This window comes from Emticicia sp. W12TSBA100-4, assembly GCF_040253585.1.
GTDB lineage: Bacteria > Bacteroidota > Bacteroidia > Cytophagales > Spirosomataceae > Emticicia.
Genome location: NZ_JBELAU010000008.1, coordinates 226,228 through 243,214 on the forward strand (window position 1 = coordinate 226,228; position 16,987 = coordinate 243,214).

The following is a 16,987-nucleotide window of genomic DNA, read 5'->3' on the forward strand; positions in this document are numbered from 1 at the left end:
AAAATAAAAAATAGTAATATGCCTATAATTTCTTTGATTGCTGCAATGAGTTTGAACCGAGCGATTGGACTAAATAATGCGTTACCGTGGACACCTATTGCGGCTGACTGGGATAATTTGAAAGAAGTAACAAAAGGAAAGAAAATGATTATGGGCCGAAAAAGCTACGATAATCCACACCGAATTTGGTCTGAAGTTGGCAATTATGTGATTACTCGCCAAGCAGATTATGTGGCAGATGAAGGTTTTGAAGTGGTTGATAGCTTAGAAACTGCCTTTGAAAAATGTAAATTTGATGATGAAGTTTTTGTGTTGGGCGGTGAAGAAATATTCCGACTTTCGATTCCTTATGCTAATAAGATTTATCTCACGCTCGTTAATGAAACTTTTGAGGGAGACGCTTTTTTTCCTGAGTTTGATGAAAGTGAATTTAAAATCATCGAACGTAAGGAGTTTTCGGCAGGACAAAATACCCCTTACGACATCTCGATTTTGACTTTTGAACGTAAATAAAACTTACTTACCTTTATAATAGAGCATTTTTTTGCCCGTATTTACATCGGTGAGTAGTAATGCTCCACGTTCGATATAATATTTTGAATTTGCAACATCGGTGATTTTACCATTGACATTTACTCGCCAGTAAAGAATATTCCCTTTTGTAAACCACCTTGCCCCTGCTGCTTTTACTTGAGCAATGGCTGAGTTTCCACCACCCGACGAGTTTCCCGAACTATTCGGCCCACTCACATACGAACTTGAACCACCATCGTCAATCGTGCCATCGGCATTAAGGATGATTGATGTGCTACTTCCGCCATAAAACCCACCATTTGATGAATAATTCTCTTGGTTTGTCCATTTTCCGACCAAATTGGGGTCTCGATAAAGACCATCGGGTTTTACTGCTGTATTGTTTGTCTGTGGCGAAACTGCAGCAGTAGCTTTTGCAAAACTCCCCTCCAGAATCACCTGATTATTATAGCTAATTTTCTGCTGAATGGCATTATTTTGTAATTGCATCACAAAAGTAAACACCGTTCCATCATTATAAGTAAGCGTACCCGACGCCGTATTTGCAGCCGTATTTCCTTTAATTTGATAAGTATTAGTCTCTCCTCCAGAGAAAACTACCATTTGGCCAGAAAGTTGGTTTGCATTGGCTGTCTTTAATAATAATTCAGCTTTTAAACTTCCGTTGCTTCCTTTCACCTGACCTTGCCAGTTTCCAAGAAATGATTGAGCAAAAATTGGGGATTCTATCATCATAAAAAGTGAGTAAAATAAAATGAGTTTCTTCATAGCAAAATGAGTTTAATTAAATTATTATTCAAATAGATAGCAGGCAAACTTACTTGTTAATTAACGTCGGCAGGGTTTTAAACCTGCCGACATTCTCCACTTAGATTTTTTGGTAAAATTATGATATTTATGACCTGCTTCAAAGAGTAGTTTTCTTTAATACTACTGCCATTAAATCTCTACATTTAAAATAAAATCTCGCTTTATAGCCAACAAAAATTTCATTGCTTATAGTTTTTCTATATTTTTAAGTCAAATTGAATGAAACCTATATGAAACCCCATAAACTATTCTTTTTTAGCAGTTTTTTGCTGTTATTTTCCTGTAATCAAAGCAAATATGACCTCATCATCAAGAATGGTCTTATCTTCGATGGCAATGGAACTACTCCTATTTTGGCCGATATTGCTATAAAAAATGATACGATTGCATTTGTTGGAAATTTGGGTTTTCAATTTGACACAAAAGATGTGACCGTAATTGATGCTAAAGGCATGGCAGTTGCTCCTGGCTTTGTAAATATGCTAAGTTGGAGTACCGAAAGTCTGATTGAAGATGGGCGTTCGATGGGAGAAATAATGCAGGGCGTTACGCTCGAAGTTATGGGCGAAGGTGACTCAATGGGGCCAATCAGTGATGCAATGAAGCTTGATGCTAAAAAATCACAAGGCAATATAAAATACGATATTCCATGGAATACTTTGGGAGAATACCTTTCTTACTTAGAAAAACGAGGAGTTTCGACCAACGTAGCTTCGTTTGTGGGAGCTTCAACTGTAAGAGCAATGGAGTTGGGTTATGCCAACCGTCCGCCTAAACCTGATGAACTCGACCGCATGAAAAAGCACGTGAAACTGGCCATGGAAGAAGGGGCAATGGGTGTGGCTTCGGCATTAATTTATACACCCGGAACTTATTCTGACACGCACGAACTCATTGAGTTATCGAAAGTAGCTTCCGAATATGGCGGCACATATATTTCACATTTAAGAAGTGAAGGAAATCGACTTGAAGAAGCTGTCAATGAGCTAATTACGATTGCAAAAGAAGCAAATATTCACGCAGAAATTTATCATTTGAAAGCCGCAGGAAAAAACAATTGGCCCAAAATTGATAAAGTGATTACTAAAATTGATAGTGCAAGAAAAGCAGGTATCAATATAACTGCTGATATGTACAACTACATTGCTGGGGCAACTGGACTTGACGCCGCCATGCCACCGTGGGTGCAAGAAGGTGGTTTCGACCAATGGAGTAGAAGGCTCAAATCGGGCACAATCAGAGAGCAAGTCGGGCGAGAAATGATTTCACCACAAAATGACTGGGAAAATTTATGTTTAGCTGCAGGAGCAGATAAAACATTATTGATTGGTTTTAAGCAGGATTCTCTCCGAAAATATATTGGCAAAACTTTAGCCGAAGTAGCTGCCATCAAGAAAAAAACTTGGTATGAAACCGCAATGGATTTGGTGGTTTCGGATGGGTCAAGAGTTGATGTTGTATATTTTTTGATGAGTGAAGAAAACGTAAAAAAACAGATTCAACTACCCTACATGAGTTTTTGCTCAGATGCGGCCTCTATGAATCCTGCTGGGGTGTTTTTGAAATCCAGTAATCATCCGAGAGCTTATGGCAATTTTTCTCGGCTTTTGGGCAAATATGTGCGTGAAGAAAAGGTGATTACACTACAAGAAGCCATTAGAAAACTCACATCTTTACCTTGCGATAATCTCAAAATTCAGAAACGTGGGCGTTTAGCCGTTGGCAATTATGCAGATATTGTAGTTTTTGACCCCAATAAAATTCAGGATGAAGCAACTTTTGAGAAGCCACATCAGCTTTCAGCAGGAATGCTTCATGTGTTTGTTAATGGTAAGCAAGTTGTGAAAGACGGCCAACATACTGGCATAAAATCGGGGAGATTTGTGAAAGGACCGGGGTGGAAAAGTGAGTAAGAAAGTCCACTGTCGATAGTCCGCAGTACACAAATTAGGTCAGCAAAAATAATTAATTTACTGTGGCATAGTTTTTTAGTCTAAATAATTCAGTTAAACTAAAAATTTACATTAAACCCAAACACCATGAGATTTGTATTAGAAATTCTACTTAATGCGGGCGTTTTGCTCGGAATCGCTTATTTATGGCCAAAAGTGCACGTAAAAAGCTATGTTTTTGCCATCGTGGTTGCTTTAATTTTGGGTATCCTGAATGCCACCATTGGTTTTCTAATTCGAGTACCGCTCAATTTTTTGACACTGGGGATGTTTACTTTTATTGTGCGTATGCTCGTGACAGCTCTTTTACTCAAATTAATTGACAAATTCACCGACGACCTCACAATTGATGGCTATCTACCCGCAATTGTCATTGCTGTGGCTATGGCGGCGGCGAGTAGTATTTTGTAAAAACTTGAAATTTCCATAATATTAAAAAATAGAACGCTGATTACGCTGATGTGCCAACGCTGATTAAACGGATTTTATCTGTGAAAATCTGCGTTTCTGAAAGAATCCGCGTAATCAGCGTTCCAATTTTCTATGAAAATGCTTCGTATGAAACTGTATATAAAGCTGTATATATACAATTTTGTACATGACACCAAAACGGTGAACCTGCAAGCAGATTCACCGTTTTGGTGTATCATTCAGATTATTTACCACCAAACAATTTACTCCAAAAACCTTTGGCTTTCTGAGTAACTTCGGCTACTGTTTCGCTTGCTTCAGCTGCAATTTCTTGAGCTTTTGCTTTCGCAGCATCTACTGCTTCGGCAGCATCAGCTTTCAAATCTTCGATTTTTTCGGCCGCTTCTGCTTTCATAGCATCAACGTTTTCACTTTTCATAAATTCCGTAGCTTTAGCTTTCAAGTTATCAACCGTAGCCGATGCTTCTGCTGCAAACTCTTGAGCTTTTGCTTTGGCAGCTTCTACTGCTTCAGCCGCCTCTTCTTTCAAATCAGCAATTTTTTCGCTTGCACCTGCAGCAACTTCTTGTGCTTTTGCTTTGGCAGCTTCTACTGCCTCAGCAGCATCTTCTTTCAAGTCTGCAATTTTTTCACTTGCACCTGCAGCAACTTCTTGTGCTTTTGCTTTGGCAGCTTCTACTGCCTCGGCTGCATCTTCTTTCAAATCAGCAATTTTCTCGGCTGCCTGTGCTTTTACTTCGTTGATTTTTTCTTCACTAACTAACTCCGATGCTTTTGCTTTCAAATCACCGATTACTTCAGTTGCTTCTGCTTTCAAATCTGTCAATTTTTCAGTTGCAGCGACCTTTGCTTCTCCAGCTATTTCCGTTGCTTTATCTGTAACGCTTTTTTCGTTCTCTGCCATAATAATTTTATGATTGAAGGTAAGACTTTTTAATGTTGGCGTAAAATTACAATTTTTGTTGGCACAAATAAAAACTAAACAACTGATATTTAAGCAATTGCGATGTTTTTTTATTGTTAATCTTCGTAAAACACTACAATTTTTAATTTTTAGACTTTACACAACTTTTATAGGCACTTTTTCGTAGTAATATAATAGGATAATCTGCTACCCATGATAAAAAAAATACATTTAGTTTTAATATTCTTAGCTGTTTTGAGTCATACAACTTTTGCCCAGCGAACATTTACAATCAGTGGTTACGTGCGTGAAAAAGGCAGTCAAGAGCAACTTATCGGTGTAAACGTTTATGTTCCCAGTAGCACTTTCGGCACAAGTAGCAATAACTACGGTTTTTATTCAATAACGCTTCCTGCCAACGATGCCGCTACTTTAGTTTTCTCTTTTGTAGGTTACGAACGCATCGAAAAAACATTTGTACTCAACAAAAATATCGAAATAAATATTGAGTTGGCTTCGGCCAATCAGCTCAACGAAGTGGTAGTTTCATCAAAACGCCAAGAAGAGCGAGTGAGCGAGTCGGTAGAAATGAGTAAAATTGATGTACCAATCAATCAAATCAAGAAAATCCCAGCTTTTATGGGCGAAAAAGATGTTTTGAAGGTGCTTCAACTCATGCCAGGCGTACAGAAAGGCTCGGAAGGCCAATCAGGAATTTATGTGCGTGGCGGAGGCCCTGACCAAAATTTGATAATCTTAGATGATGCCGTAGTCTATAACGCCAGTCACCTTTTTGGGTTTTTCTCAGTTTTTAATGGCGATGCCCTCAAAAGTGTAGAACTCACCAAAGGTGGTTTTCCTGCACGTTTCGGAGGCCGACTTTCGTCAGTCATTGAAATGAATATGAAGGAAGGAAATAAAGAAAAACTGCACGGTGAGGGCGGGATCGGACTTATTTCTTCAAGATTAACCCTCGAAGGGCCGATTAAAACAAAAAAACAAAAGACCACAAAATCTTCATTTATTGTTTCGGCAAGACGCACTTATCTTGATGTTGTGGCTGCTCCACTCGTGAAAGCGTCTCAAAGGGATGCTATCGAAAAAACTAAGGGCGGCTATTATTTTTATGATTTGAATGCTAAAATGAATTATGATTTCGGGCAGAAAGATAAACTGTATTTGAGTGGGTATTTTGGAAAAGATAAGTTTAGTACAAACACTGTAAGTCCCGAAAGCAATTCATCAAACGGTCTAAACTGGGGTAATGAAACTGCCACTTTGCGTTGGAACCACCTTTATTCACAGAAGCTTTTTGGCAATTTATCACTTATTTATAGCCGTTATCGCTTCAATATTAGTTCGGTAGTTAATTCCCTCGACCTCAATACTAATACTAATTCTACTTATAATTTAGATTATCAATCAGGCATAAGAGACTATGCTATTAAATACGACTTCGATTTTTTTCCAGCCCCAAAGCACGCCTTGAAATTTGGTATTCAGTCCACTTTTCATCGGTTTACACCAAGTGCAGTTGTGCTACAAGACTCCGATATTAGCCGTTTTGAAAACAGAATTGATAATATCGACGTTGTAGAATCGGGAATTTATGCCGAAGACGTTTGGCAAGCAACCAGCCGACTAAAAATGAACGCTGGTCTCCGAATCAGCAATTATCAAGTTTCGGGAGCAAGTTATGTGCGTCCAGAACCACGCTTGGCGGCGGCTTACAAACTGAAAAGTGATTTGGCTTTTAAGGCTTCCTACGCACTGATGAATCAATATGTGCATTTGCTTACCAATACTGGCATTGGCTTACCAACCGACCTTTGGGTACCAACTACCGACAGGGTTGCCCCACAACAATCGCAACAAGTGGCGGCTGGTTTTGCTAAGGATTTCGATAAAAAAGGCTTAACGCTGACCATCGAAGGATATTATAAAAAGATGAATAACCTCATTAATTATAAAGAAGGGGCGAGTTTTTTGCTGGTCAACGACCCAACTTCAAATAACCGAGTGCGTTGGGAGGATAACGTAACGATTGGTCAAGGTTGGTCTTATGGAGCGGAGTTTTTATTGCAGAAAAAAGTCGGGAAGTTTTCGGGTTGGGCAGGCTACACGCTTTCTTGGACAAAATGGCAATTTGACGAACTGAATTTTGGCAAAGAGTTTTTCCCTCGCTACGACCGCCGAAATGATATTTCGTTGGTCGGAATTTATGATATAAAACCAAACATTACGGTTTCGGCAGTTTGGGTTTTCGGTACTGGAAATGCTCTCACAGTGCCGCTTTCGAGGTATAATGGGTATAGCAATTTTAATACTCGTTTTGGGGCAAATAATGCTATCAATAATACTTCAACCCCAGTAAGTCCACTTTTTGCAGGGCGAGCTGTGCAGGAATATGGCGAGAAAAATACTTTCCGAGCGGAGCCATATCATCGACTTGATTTGGGCATTCAATTTAGCAAAAAGAAACGCCGCCACGAACGCACTTGGGAAATTAGTATTTATAATGCTTATAATAGAAAAAATCCGTTTTTCTACCAGCTCAATACCAAAGTTGATGCTAATAACCAGATTATCAATATCTTACAGCGATATTCTATATTTCCTGTTATTCCATCATTTAGTTATAATTTTAAGTTTTAAAAACTAACCCCTAAAGGGGGATTTTATAAAAATGAAAAACAAGTTTTTAAATATTATACTTATTCTCAGTCAGTCTTTTCTGCTTTCGTGTGAAAGTTTGATTAAGGAGATTGACCCTTCGTTTCTGCCCGAAACTGATTCTAAGTTGGTTGTGGCTTGTTTTATTTCTCCACAAGATACGGTTTTGGCGGCCAAAGTTACCGAGACCAAATTGCTAATTGGGACTACGGGCGATATTAGAAAAGATATTACGAACGCAACGGTAAATTTATCGGATGGCAATAAAAGTATTCGATTGATTTACAGTCCAAAATTGGGATATTACCGTGCTTTACCTTCAGAATTACCAATTTTAGTAGGAAAAACTTATACAATTACAGTAAGTACACCTGATGGCCGACAAATAAATGCCTCAACCACTGTTCCGAATAATATTACAATAAAGGAAGTAAAAATAGACTCCTCAACCGTGAATGATTTTCAGCGAGGGAATACGGTTACCAATACCGAATTTGATGTAAAAGTAATTTGGCAAGATAAAGCAGGCGAAACAAATTATTATCGAGCCATCAGTGCTTATGATGTCAATTATGAGATTTCGGAAACAAGAACAAATAAGAAACTAAGCGATACATTAATTTCGAGCCTTGTAGATTTACGAACCATTGATGATAAAGACACTGATGGTCAATTACTTTCATTGAACAGAACCTTCTTGCCGTCGATTAATATTGCTGGTGTGCAAAATAATCGAGTAGTAAGTGATAAACGCTTAAATAAAATAAAAGTTGGTTTATTTCAAACCGATATTCATTACTACAATTATCATACATCACTCCGCCGACAACGAGAAAACAATAATCCATTTGCCGAACCTGTGTTGCTCTATACCAATATCAATGGTGGATTTGGTTGTTTTGGTGCTTACAATGCTACTTGGCAGGAGTTTAATGCAAAATAAAAAAGACCTCCCCAAATTTATAAATTTGGGGAGGTCTTCGGTTTTAGTCTTCACTATAAATTTCCTTTCTTAAACTCCTTCACGGCATAATCGGCGGCACGAGCCGTAATAGCCATGAAAGTCAAAGATGGATTTTGTGTCGAATTGGAAGTCATACAAGCTCCGTCGGTCACGAATACATTTTTGCAATTATGAAACTGATTCCATTTATTGAGCATTGATGTTTTTGGGTCTTTGCCCATTCGTACCCCCCCCATTTCGTGAATATCCAAACCTGGGGCTTTATCTGGCTTATCATGCGTTTTGATGTTCGTAAAGCCAGCTTTTGTGTACATTTCGGTGAGTTGCTCATGAAAGTCCTTTATCATTTTTTCATCGTTATCATCATAAGCGACCGACACTTTTAGCTGAGGAATTCCCCACGGGTCAAGCAGATTTTTATCGAGTGCCACGTAATTACTTTCTTTCGGAATCGTCTCGCCCATCATGTGCGAGCCAACTCTCCAATTTCCGTATCGTGTATGATTGAGGCTTTCTTTCAAATCTTCTCCAATGCCTGACGTATCTCGATAGGTCATGCGGCTGGCACTAAAACCTGCAGCATATCCACGCAAAAAGTCGGTTTCTTGCTTGAAAACATTGCGGAAACGAGGAATATAACTACCATTTGGGCGAATACCTTCGGTGGTGGTATCCAAAAAACCTTCGTATTCTCCCGAAATCGTCGTACGGAAATTATGGAACGCTATGTATTTTCCTAAAAGTCCATTATCATTGCCCAAGCCATTCTGAAAACGATTTGAGGTAGAATTTAATAAAATTAAGTTTGTATTGAGCGTGGCGGCATTCAAGAAAATCACACGGGCATAATATTCGGTCATTTGTTTGGTGTGGGCATCAATCACACGCACGCCTGTGGCTTTGCCTTTTTGTTCGTCATAAATGATTGAATGAACCACCGAGTCAGTTTTCATGGTCAATTTTCCGCTACGCATGGCCCACGGAATAGTTGATGAATTACTACTAAAATATCCACCATACGGACATCCACGCTGGCATAAGTCTCTTTGTTGGCATTTGGCTCTGCCTTGCTGAAAGTGAATCGGCTGCGGTGCAGTAAGATGAGCACAACGCCCAATAATAATTGGTCGAGTACCTTTATAGTGCTTGGCCATTTCTTTGGTGAAATGCTTTTCCACACACGACTGCTCGTGAGGCGGTAAAAACTCGCCATCGGGCAACTGAGGAAGTCCATCTTTATTTCCCGAAATACCCGCAAATTTCTCTACATAGCTGTACCACGGAGCTATATCTGCATAGTTTATCGGCCATTCTACCGCAAAACCATCACGTGCTGGTCCTTCAAAATCGTATTGCGACCAACGTTGTGTACCTCTGGCCCACATCAACGACTTTCCACCAACTTGATAGCCACGAATCCAATCGAATGGTTTTTCTTGTACGTAAGGATGTTCGGCATCTTTTACAAAAAAATGAGCAGCATCTTCGTTGAATGCATAGCAGCGGCTCGCAATCGGATTGGCATCTTTGAGTTCCTTCGTAATTTGTCCGAGGTGGTCAAACTCCCACGGATTCATCATCGTAGTTGGGTAGTCGGTTACGTGCTTTACGTCACGCCCACGCTCCAATAACAATGTACGTAAACCTTTGCCTGTCAACTCTTTAGCTGACCAACCGCCACTAATTCCTGAGCCAACCACGATGGCATCGAATGTGCGGTCTTTTACTGAATCTATATTAAAATTTGGCATTTTTTTCGTTGATTAACCCCACCCAACCCTCCCCGATAGGGAGGGCTAAAGCGAAGAATATTTTTTTAAAAGCTACTTTAAAGGCTCTCTTTTGAGTAGAGGGTTTATTGTTTTACAGGAACACAGCCATGATAAAAACCTGGAGCCATGACGTATTTCTGAACATTGACCATATAATATTCAGAATTTGTATAGCCACGAATTGTAAGGTTTTTTATCATTTCCACAAACTTTTTGCTTGCGTCATCGGCTTTGCTTAGCTGCAAAATAGTATCCTTGCGTTGTTGAGCATCACATTCAATAAAAGGTTTGCTGTTGATTTGTTTAGCCAAATCATCAGTTTTAGCAAGGCCTTGTCGTAGGCTTTTTTGGGCAGTTTCTCCATAACAATCATTAATCATGCGTAAGGCAAATTGGTGCACTTTTAGCGATTTTGCCCCAGGAGTTTTGGTTTCGGGGATAATTGTCTCGACGATTTCGGCTAAAATAGCCTCGTCGCTGGCAGATAAAGATTTGTCGTTGCCGATTGAGTCGGGAGTCCAACTTGTAGCCCAAGCGGGCATGGACACCAAACCACCGAGAGCCACCGAAAGGCTTTTCAGTGCGGTGCGTCGTTGCATAGTTTTGTTGATTTTAGGTTGAATAAATTATATTGTCGTTGAATATTTTACTGTTTAAAACTGCTTCAAATAGCTAATTTTAGCAATTACATGACTTTCTTTTTCGTAACGAATATCGCTTGGCTCATTTACATTATTGAATCCTCGGCGATTAAAAACTACATAAATATACGATAAAGGTTGGTATTCCCACGATAAACGAATGTTATAATTTTTTGAATTATTCTCCGAATTTTGCTGGTAAAAACCAATCAATTGTACTCTTGGGTTAAGAGCAAAACGTCCTTCGATTGAATACAAATCAACTTTTTTGCCATCAATTGCATCGCCAACGTCTTTAAAACCATTTCGATTATAACGCCCTACAACCGAAACATGCGGAATTGGTGCAAATTGTAATTTAATATCGGTTGAGTTAAGTTTTCCGTCAAAATACGTTCCCCAACTGTGGTCAACTACAACATTAATAATTTTTGAAGGGTCGGAACTCGCAAAAATTTGATGGCGAACATAATTAAAATCACCCACGTCAATTGTTACGCCTAATGGTTGAAATGGCTCATTCAAACGCTGAAAAGTTGGGTTAACCAAATATCCGAAAAATCCACCATTCTGAAAATTAAACCAAATAGGATTAATATTGATTTGGCGTTCTATCAACTGCCCCGTTGAAGCTTGGTGATAAAACTCCGTCATGATTCCAGGCTCGAATGCACGAATGTATTTTTTCGGTAACCAATTTCCACGGTTATAAATAAAAATCCCTGGGGTTGTGCCAATGACATCGGTACGTGAAACAAAACCCAATTCAGGATTATAATCTTTCGTAACAACCGACTGTGTCCACCAAACTTTAAACTGATTATTCGTAAAATAATATTGAGCAAAACCCGAAAAACCTTGCTGCCCAGTATTAGTTGTTTTCGAGTAAGTAGCCATCGCATTGACCGAATGCAATTGATTCAAACGGAAAAATCCATCAACCGTACCAACAATATTTGAGCCTTCTGGACGATTTTTCACTGTTACGAGTCCACCAACACGGCTTTGTTCGCCAAAGTTTTCAGAAAAACGCCCAACAAAAAAGTTGGTTGCTGGAGTCTCTCCTACGCCACGCTGACGCATCGCAATTACTCCAAAATTTCGCTTCAATGAACGATACACAAAACGTCCACCTGCATCAATCGGAATCGGATTCCCGAAATCATCTAAGCCAATTCTTCTACTAAAAAAAGGTTGTACACGCATCGTTCCACCCGATAAATCATCATTAGGCCCTACACCCACACCAAAAAGGGACGCATTTTCAAGGAAAAATTGACGCCTTTCAGGAAAAAACACCGAAAAACGGGTAACGTTATTCACTTGGCGGTCGGCATCGGCTTGGGCAAAATCAGTATTGGTCGTAAGGTCTAAAACGGCATTTGAGTTAATCGCCCATTTTAGTTCTCCGCCCAATTTAAAATTTGTTTCGGTCGGTTTCGGTATTTTTTGACCACTATATTGGTCGTACGAAGTCAAGAAATAAGGTTGAATTCGGATATTAGGCGATGGCGGTGGTGGCTGAAGATTTTTCAGTTCTCCCGCATAGGTCATGCGTAGATTAGAAAATGTACGAGGATACGGCGAAAAAGCCGTTTGTTCGTTGCTCATTCGGCGGCTACGGAAAACATTAAATCCCCACGTATGTAGGCTATCAGAAGTTTTCGGATAACGCAACGTTTGCCACGGAATAGCCATTTCTGCCACCCAGCCCGAATCGGTGCGAGTGGTACGTACTCGCCAAAGCCCATCCCAATCGACATCGTAGTAGAGGTCATCGAACGAAAGTAAATCACGCTGTACACCATACGGATTCGTTACCAAAACCATGGCATTGCGTTTATCATTGAATCCATCAAACGATAAGGCTACCATATCATGCTGGCGAAAGCTAAAATCACGCTTAAAATCGGTAGCACGAATGGCCTTTTTGCCCAAAGAATCTTTAGCGAAAATACCAAAGTAGAGGTATTGTTTATTGTAAAGCACCTTTACTTCGGTGTCATGCGTAGGCTTTTTGCCTTGAAAGGGTTCGATTTGAGTAAAGCCCGATGTTGGTTTTACTTTTCGCCATTCGGCATCATTCATCACTCCGTCAATGCGAAGTGAAGTACGAATCGGAGAGGCTTCAATTTTTTTCTTAATCGAATCTGGTTCAAAAATACTGGCATCCTGAGCAAAGGCAATAGAGGTAGTGGCTACAAAAACAAAGAGGAGTAGTTTTTTTATCATTTCGTAATAAGCTTTTTCACCACAAAACTAATTAAAAAATTTAATCTGAATTTTATTGTTGTGCCAAATGTTTCTTTCACAAGCAATTTTATAATTTTGCAGTCCGTTTGAAGATTTAAAATATAAATCATCGCTCGGGCGACTCAGTCGTAAATCGTAATTCGTATAATCGTAAATTCAGACAGATGTTAGTCAATATTTTCAAATCAAAAATCCACCGAGTGAAAGTCACTCAAGCCGAACTCAATTATGTAGGGAGCATCACTATCGACGAAGATTTGCTCGATGCCGCAGGAATCATGGAAAATGAGCGAGTACAAGTCGTAAACAATAATAATGGTGAGCGTCTGGAAACTTATGCTATCAAAGGTAAACGCGGCTCAGGTATTATTTGTCTGAACGGAGCCGCCGCTCGCAAAGCCGAAGTGGGCGACATTGTAATTATTATTTCTTATGCTTGGATGACCCAAGAAGAAGCAAAAACTCACAAGCCAATGATTGTTTTTCCTGACGAAAATAACTTGGTAGTAAAATAATTGTAGCACAATTCTCCAGAATTGTACATAAAACCTCTTTTTAATGAAAAAAACACTCCAGTACCTTATCTCACTGACAGTTGCCGCTGTTTTGGTTTGGTTTACGTTCAAAGACATCGACCTAAACACCCTCTGGGAAAAAATAAAACAAGCCGATTATCGCTGGGTAGCCCTTTCGGCCGTTTTGGCTTTGGTGGCACATTGGAGTAGAGCTTATCGTTGGGTTTTGATGCTTGAGCCGATGGGCTATAAACCTTCGGTTTTTCGTACAACATTGGCGGTTTTAGTAGGTTATGGAGCAAATTTAATCTTTCCAAGAGCGGGTGAAGTGGCTCGTTGCGGAACACTTAATAAATTAGAAGATATTCCATTTGAAAAATCGTTTGGAGCAGTAATAGCTGAGCGTTTGATTGATGTTTTGGTACTTTTATTATTGATTTTCTTGAATTTTATTCTCGAATTCGACCGTCTGAAAGACGTTTTCTTTAATTTTTTTGGCGAAAAATTCAAAAATCCGCTCCTACTCGGCAGCTATGCTTTAGTAGGAATCGGCTTACTTGTAGTGGCTTATTTTTTATTCAAGAAAAATCAAGAGAAAATCGCACAAAATGCTCTTTATCAGAAAGTTGCTAAAATAATCGGTGGTTTTGCCAGTGGTTTTATGAGTGTCAGAAACCTTAAAAATCCTTCGGCATTTATCTTCCATACAATTCTGATTTGGACAATGTACTTCGTTATGACTTACGTTCTTTGCTTTGCATTGCCCGAAACAGCTAACCTTTCGCCATTGGCTGCACTTTCTATTTTCGTGATGGGGTCAATCGGAATGGCAGCACCAACGCAAGGCGGTATAGGAAGTTATCACTTTTTAGTAGGAAGTATTGTAGTGCTTTATGGACTTTCACAACAAGATGGTATCACACTCGCTACATTCCTTCATGCCATGCAAGGGATGGTCTTTGTAGCTATTTTTGGTAGTATTGCTTTTTTATTAACATTGGTTTTGCCCAAGAGAGAGGTTAAATAATAAATTTTTAGAATATTTTACAAAAAATGACCGAATCAAAAATATTAAGTCTAACAGAAGCTAAACAACAAATCGAACAATGGCAATCTGAAGGCAAAAAAATCGTTTTTACTAACGGATGCTTCGACATTGTACATCTCGGGCACATTGATTACCTCGAAAAAGCCCGAAATTTAGGTGATAAGCTCGTACTTGGCCTAAACACCGATGCTTCGGTGAGACGTTTAAAAGGAGAAAGTCGCCCCGTGATAAATGAATACGCACGTTCACGCATGATGGCAGCGATGAGTTTTATCGATGCTGTCATTTTGTTCGACGAACCAACACCAAAGGAGTTAATTGAGACACTTTGTCCGAATATTTTGGTCAAAGGCGATGATTATACGGTCGAAAATATCGTTGGTTCAGATTTTGTTATAGCCAATGGAGGCGAGGTAAAAACTATTTCGTTGGTGAAAGGGTATTCAACCAGCTCAATTATTCAGAAAATAAAAGAAAATTATTAGTCGATAGACAAACAGTTTTCAACAAAAAACACAAAAATTATGATAATAATTATTGGTATCGTCTTTATGGTACTTGGCATGATAGTATCAGGACGCTTGAAAAGTAAATTTGCTCAATATTCTCAAATACGTTTGCGAAATGGCATGACAGGAGCAGAAATAGCTCAACGAATGCTACACGATAACGGTATTTATGATGTAAGAATCATTCAAGTAGATGGTCAATTAACTGACCACTATAACCCACTCGATAAAACCGTAAACCTCAGCTATGATGTTTACACAGGTGCAAGTGCCGCCTCGGCTGCTGTGGCAGCTCACGAGTGTGGCCACGCCGTGCAACATGCTATGGCTTACGCACCGCTCAAGATGCGTTCGGCATTAGTACCAGCCGTTAACGTTGCTACAAATGTCATGAACTTTGCCAATATGTTTTTGATGTTCGGAGGAGTATATATGCTTTCTCGTGGTAGCTCGTTTGGCAATATGTTATTGATGATTTTAATTGTGGCAAATGCTGCTTTGGCAATATTCTCGCTCATTACATTACCCGTAGAATATGATGCAAGTAACCGTGCCTTGAAATGGATGGAAACTCGTTCAATAGTAACAACAGGCGAACACGATATGGCAAAAGATGCTCTCAAATGGGCCGCTTTAACGTACGTAGTAGCTGCCGCAGGTGCAGTAGCCAATTTACTTTACTATGTAAGCATTTTCTTAGGTAGAAGAGACGACTAAGCCTTTCTGACAATTCAAGAGAATTGTATTACAAAACCACGAATTTAACAGACCTTTTGTTGAATTCGTGGTTTTTTGTTGTATTTTCGTCACTCTCAAACTAATAAAAGCCAACAAAGTGATTTCACAATTCAATTTTCCTACTAAAATCCGATTCGGTGCGGGAGTCGTTGCCGAACTTCCTGCGTATCTGAAAGACAATAATCTTTCAAAACCTTTGGTCGTGACCGACCCAAATGTGGCAAATTTGCCATTTTTCAAACAAATTGTTCAAGATTTATCCTCGAAAGGTATCAGCGTTGAAGTTTTCAGCGATATTCATAAAAACCCAGTAAAATCAGATGTCTATAAAGGAGACGAAGCCTATTATGGCACTGAGCGTGATAGCATCATTGGAATCGGTGGTGGTGCAGCAATAGATGTAGCGAGAGCTATTTTACTAAGAATCAATCACCGAGAAGATTTATTCAAATACGATGATTTGATTGGTGGCGATGTTTATGTAACCAACGATGTTCCGCATTTTATCACGATTCCGACAACAGCAGGAACAGGCAGTGAAGTAGGTCGCAGTGCCATCATTGCCGACGACGAAACGCATCAGAAAAAAATTCTTTTTTCGCCAAAATTGCTCGCTAAAATCATATTTGCCGACCCATTACTTACGATGGATTTGCCACCATTTATCACCGCAGCTACGGGAATGGACGCACTCACCCACAACATGGAGGCTTTTGTGGCAAAAAACTGGCATCCGATGTGTGATGGTATTGCTCTGGAAGGAATTGCTTTGATACATGAGTCATTAGAAAAGGCAGTCAACAAACCCGACTTAGAATCTCGTAGTAAAATGTTGATTGCTTCATTGATGGGTGCCGTGGCATTTCAGAAAGGTTTGGGAGTAGTACATTCATTGGCTCACCCACTATCTTCTTTGCTTGATACACATCACGGTTTAGCCAATGCAGTAAACATTCCGTATGGAATGAAGTTTAATATTGCAGGTTTTGAAGATAAATTCCGCCGAATTGCTCGCACGCTTGATTTGAAAGATGAATCGGGCGAGGCGGTTGTGCAGTATTTGTTTGAGCTAAATACTAAAGTAAATATTCCGCACCGTTTGCGAGATATTGGTGTAAAATCTGAGCATATCGAAACTTTAGCCGATTTAGCAATTGCCGATTTTGCTCACCCAAATAACCCGAAACCAGTGTCGAGAGAAGACTTCAAGAATCTTTACCTCGAAGCGTTATAATTTGTTAT

Annotated in this window: 15 protein-coding genes; 10 read left to right on the top strand and 5 right to left on the bottom strand. The window is 39.5% G+C overall.

Annotation, left to right across the window (positions count from 1 at the left end; genetic code table 11):
* Positions 1-18: 18 nt before the first annotated feature.
* Positions 19-513, top strand: coding sequence for a dihydrofolate reductase (locus tag ABR854_RS13320; RefSeq protein ID WP_350265897.1), 495 nt, complete (start codon positions 19-21; stop codon positions 511-513).
* 3 nt (positions 514-516) lie between these two features.
* Here ABR854_RS13320 and ABR854_RS13325 read toward each other — a convergent pair whose 3' ends face one another.
* Positions 517-1,302, bottom strand: a complete 786-nt coding sequence (locus ABR854_RS13325) for a hypothetical protein (protein WP_350265898.1) — start codon at positions 1,300-1,302, stop codon at positions 517-519.
* A 272-nt stretch (positions 1,303-1,574) separates the two neighbouring features.
* Between ABR854_RS13325 and ABR854_RS13330 the strand changes: the two genes are divergently transcribed.
* Together ABR854_RS13330 and ABR854_RS13335 are read left to right on the top strand one after the other, a co-directional pair.
* Positions 1,575-3,257: an N-acyl-D-amino-acid deacylase family protein gene (locus ABR854_RS13330; RefSeq protein WP_350265899.1), complete on the top strand. Its 1,683-nt coding sequence runs from the start codon at positions 1,575-1,577 to the stop codon at positions 3,255-3,257.
* A 126-nt stretch (positions 3,258-3,383) separates the two neighbouring features.
* Complete coding sequence (locus ABR854_RS13335) at positions 3,384-3,707, top strand: phage holin family protein (protein WP_350265900.1); 324 nt, start codon at positions 3,384-3,386, stop codon at positions 3,705-3,707.
* A gap of 244 nt (positions 3,708-3,951) precedes the next feature.
* On the opposite strand, the gene ABR854_RS13340 is transcribed toward ABR854_RS13335, so the two are convergent.
* On the bottom strand, positions 3,952-4,632 hold the full coding sequence (locus ABR854_RS13340) for a hypothetical protein (protein ID WP_350265901.1): 681 nt from the start codon (positions 4,630-4,632) through the stop codon (positions 3,952-3,954).
* 213 nt (positions 4,633-4,845) lie between these two features.
* Between ABR854_RS13340 and ABR854_RS13345 the strand changes: the two genes are divergently transcribed.
* Positions 4,846-7,287 (top strand): TonB-dependent receptor, encoded by a 2,442-nt coding sequence (locus tag ABR854_RS13345; RefSeq protein ID WP_350265902.1) that lies wholly within the window; start codon positions 4,846-4,848, stop codon positions 7,285-7,287.
* Positions 7,288-7,318: 31 nt separating this feature from the next.
* Positions 7,319-8,248 carry a DUF4249 domain-containing protein gene (locus ABR854_RS13350; protein WP_350265903.1) on the top strand — a complete coding sequence of 310 codons (930 nt, stop codon included), beginning with the start codon at positions 7,319-7,321 and terminating at the stop codon, positions 8,246-8,248.
* Positions 8,249-8,301: 53 nt separating this feature from the next.
* Here the strand turns inward: ABR854_RS13350 and ABR854_RS13355 are convergent, their stop codons facing one another.
* The 3 genes from ABR854_RS13355 to ABR854_RS13365 form a co-directional block, all read right to left on the bottom strand.
* Positions 8,302-10,020 (bottom strand): GMC oxidoreductase, encoded by a 1,719-nt coding sequence (locus ABR854_RS13355; RefSeq protein ID WP_350265904.1) that lies wholly within the window; start codon positions 10,018-10,020, stop codon positions 8,302-8,304.
* Between the two features lie 104 nt (positions 10,021-10,124).
* Complete coding sequence (locus ABR854_RS13360) at positions 10,125-10,640, bottom strand: gluconate 2-dehydrogenase subunit 3 family protein (protein ID WP_350265905.1); 516 nt, start codon at positions 10,638-10,640, stop codon at positions 10,125-10,127.
* A gap of 54 nt (positions 10,641-10,694) precedes the next feature.
* The gene (locus ABR854_RS13365; RefSeq protein WP_350265906.1) at positions 10,695-12,914 is read right to left on the bottom strand and encodes a carbohydrate binding family 9 domain-containing protein; all 2,220 of its coding nucleotides are present in this window, start codon (positions 12,912-12,914) and stop codon (positions 10,695-10,697) included.
* A gap of 185 nt (positions 12,915-13,099) precedes the next feature.
* Here ABR854_RS13365 and panD point away from each other — a divergent pair, with 185 nt between their 5' ends.
* The 5 genes from panD (at position 13,100) to ABR854_RS13390 (ending at position 16,979) form a co-directional block, all read left to right on the top strand.
* Positions 13,100-13,450 carry an aspartate 1-decarboxylase gene (panD, locus tag ABR854_RS13370; RefSeq protein WP_064198132.1) on the top strand — a complete coding sequence of 117 codons (351 nt, stop codon included), beginning with the start codon at positions 13,100-13,102 and terminating at the stop codon, positions 13,448-13,450.
* 43 nt (positions 13,451-13,493) lie between these two features.
* Positions 13,494-14,477, top strand: coding sequence for a lysylphosphatidylglycerol synthase transmembrane domain-containing protein (locus ABR854_RS13375; protein ID WP_350265907.1), 984 nt, complete (start codon positions 13,494-13,496; stop codon positions 14,475-14,477).
* A gap of 26 nt (positions 14,478-14,503) precedes the next feature.
* Entirely contained in the window at positions 14,504-14,983 is a 480-nt protein-coding gene (gene rfaE2, locus ABR854_RS13380) for a D-glycero-beta-D-manno-heptose 1-phosphate adenylyltransferase (RefSeq protein WP_350265908.1), read from the top strand.
* Positions 14,984-15,022: 39 nt separating this feature from the next.
* Positions 15,023-15,724, top strand: coding sequence for a zinc metallopeptidase (locus tag ABR854_RS13385; protein WP_350265910.1), 702 nt, complete (start codon positions 15,023-15,025; stop codon positions 15,722-15,724).
* A gap of 118 nt (positions 15,725-15,842) precedes the next feature.
* Positions 15,843-16,979, top strand: a complete 1,137-nt coding sequence (locus ABR854_RS13390) for an iron-containing alcohol dehydrogenase (protein ID WP_350265911.1) — start codon at positions 15,843-15,845, stop codon at positions 16,977-16,979.
* The last annotated feature ends 8 nt before the right edge of the window (positions 16,980-16,987 follow it).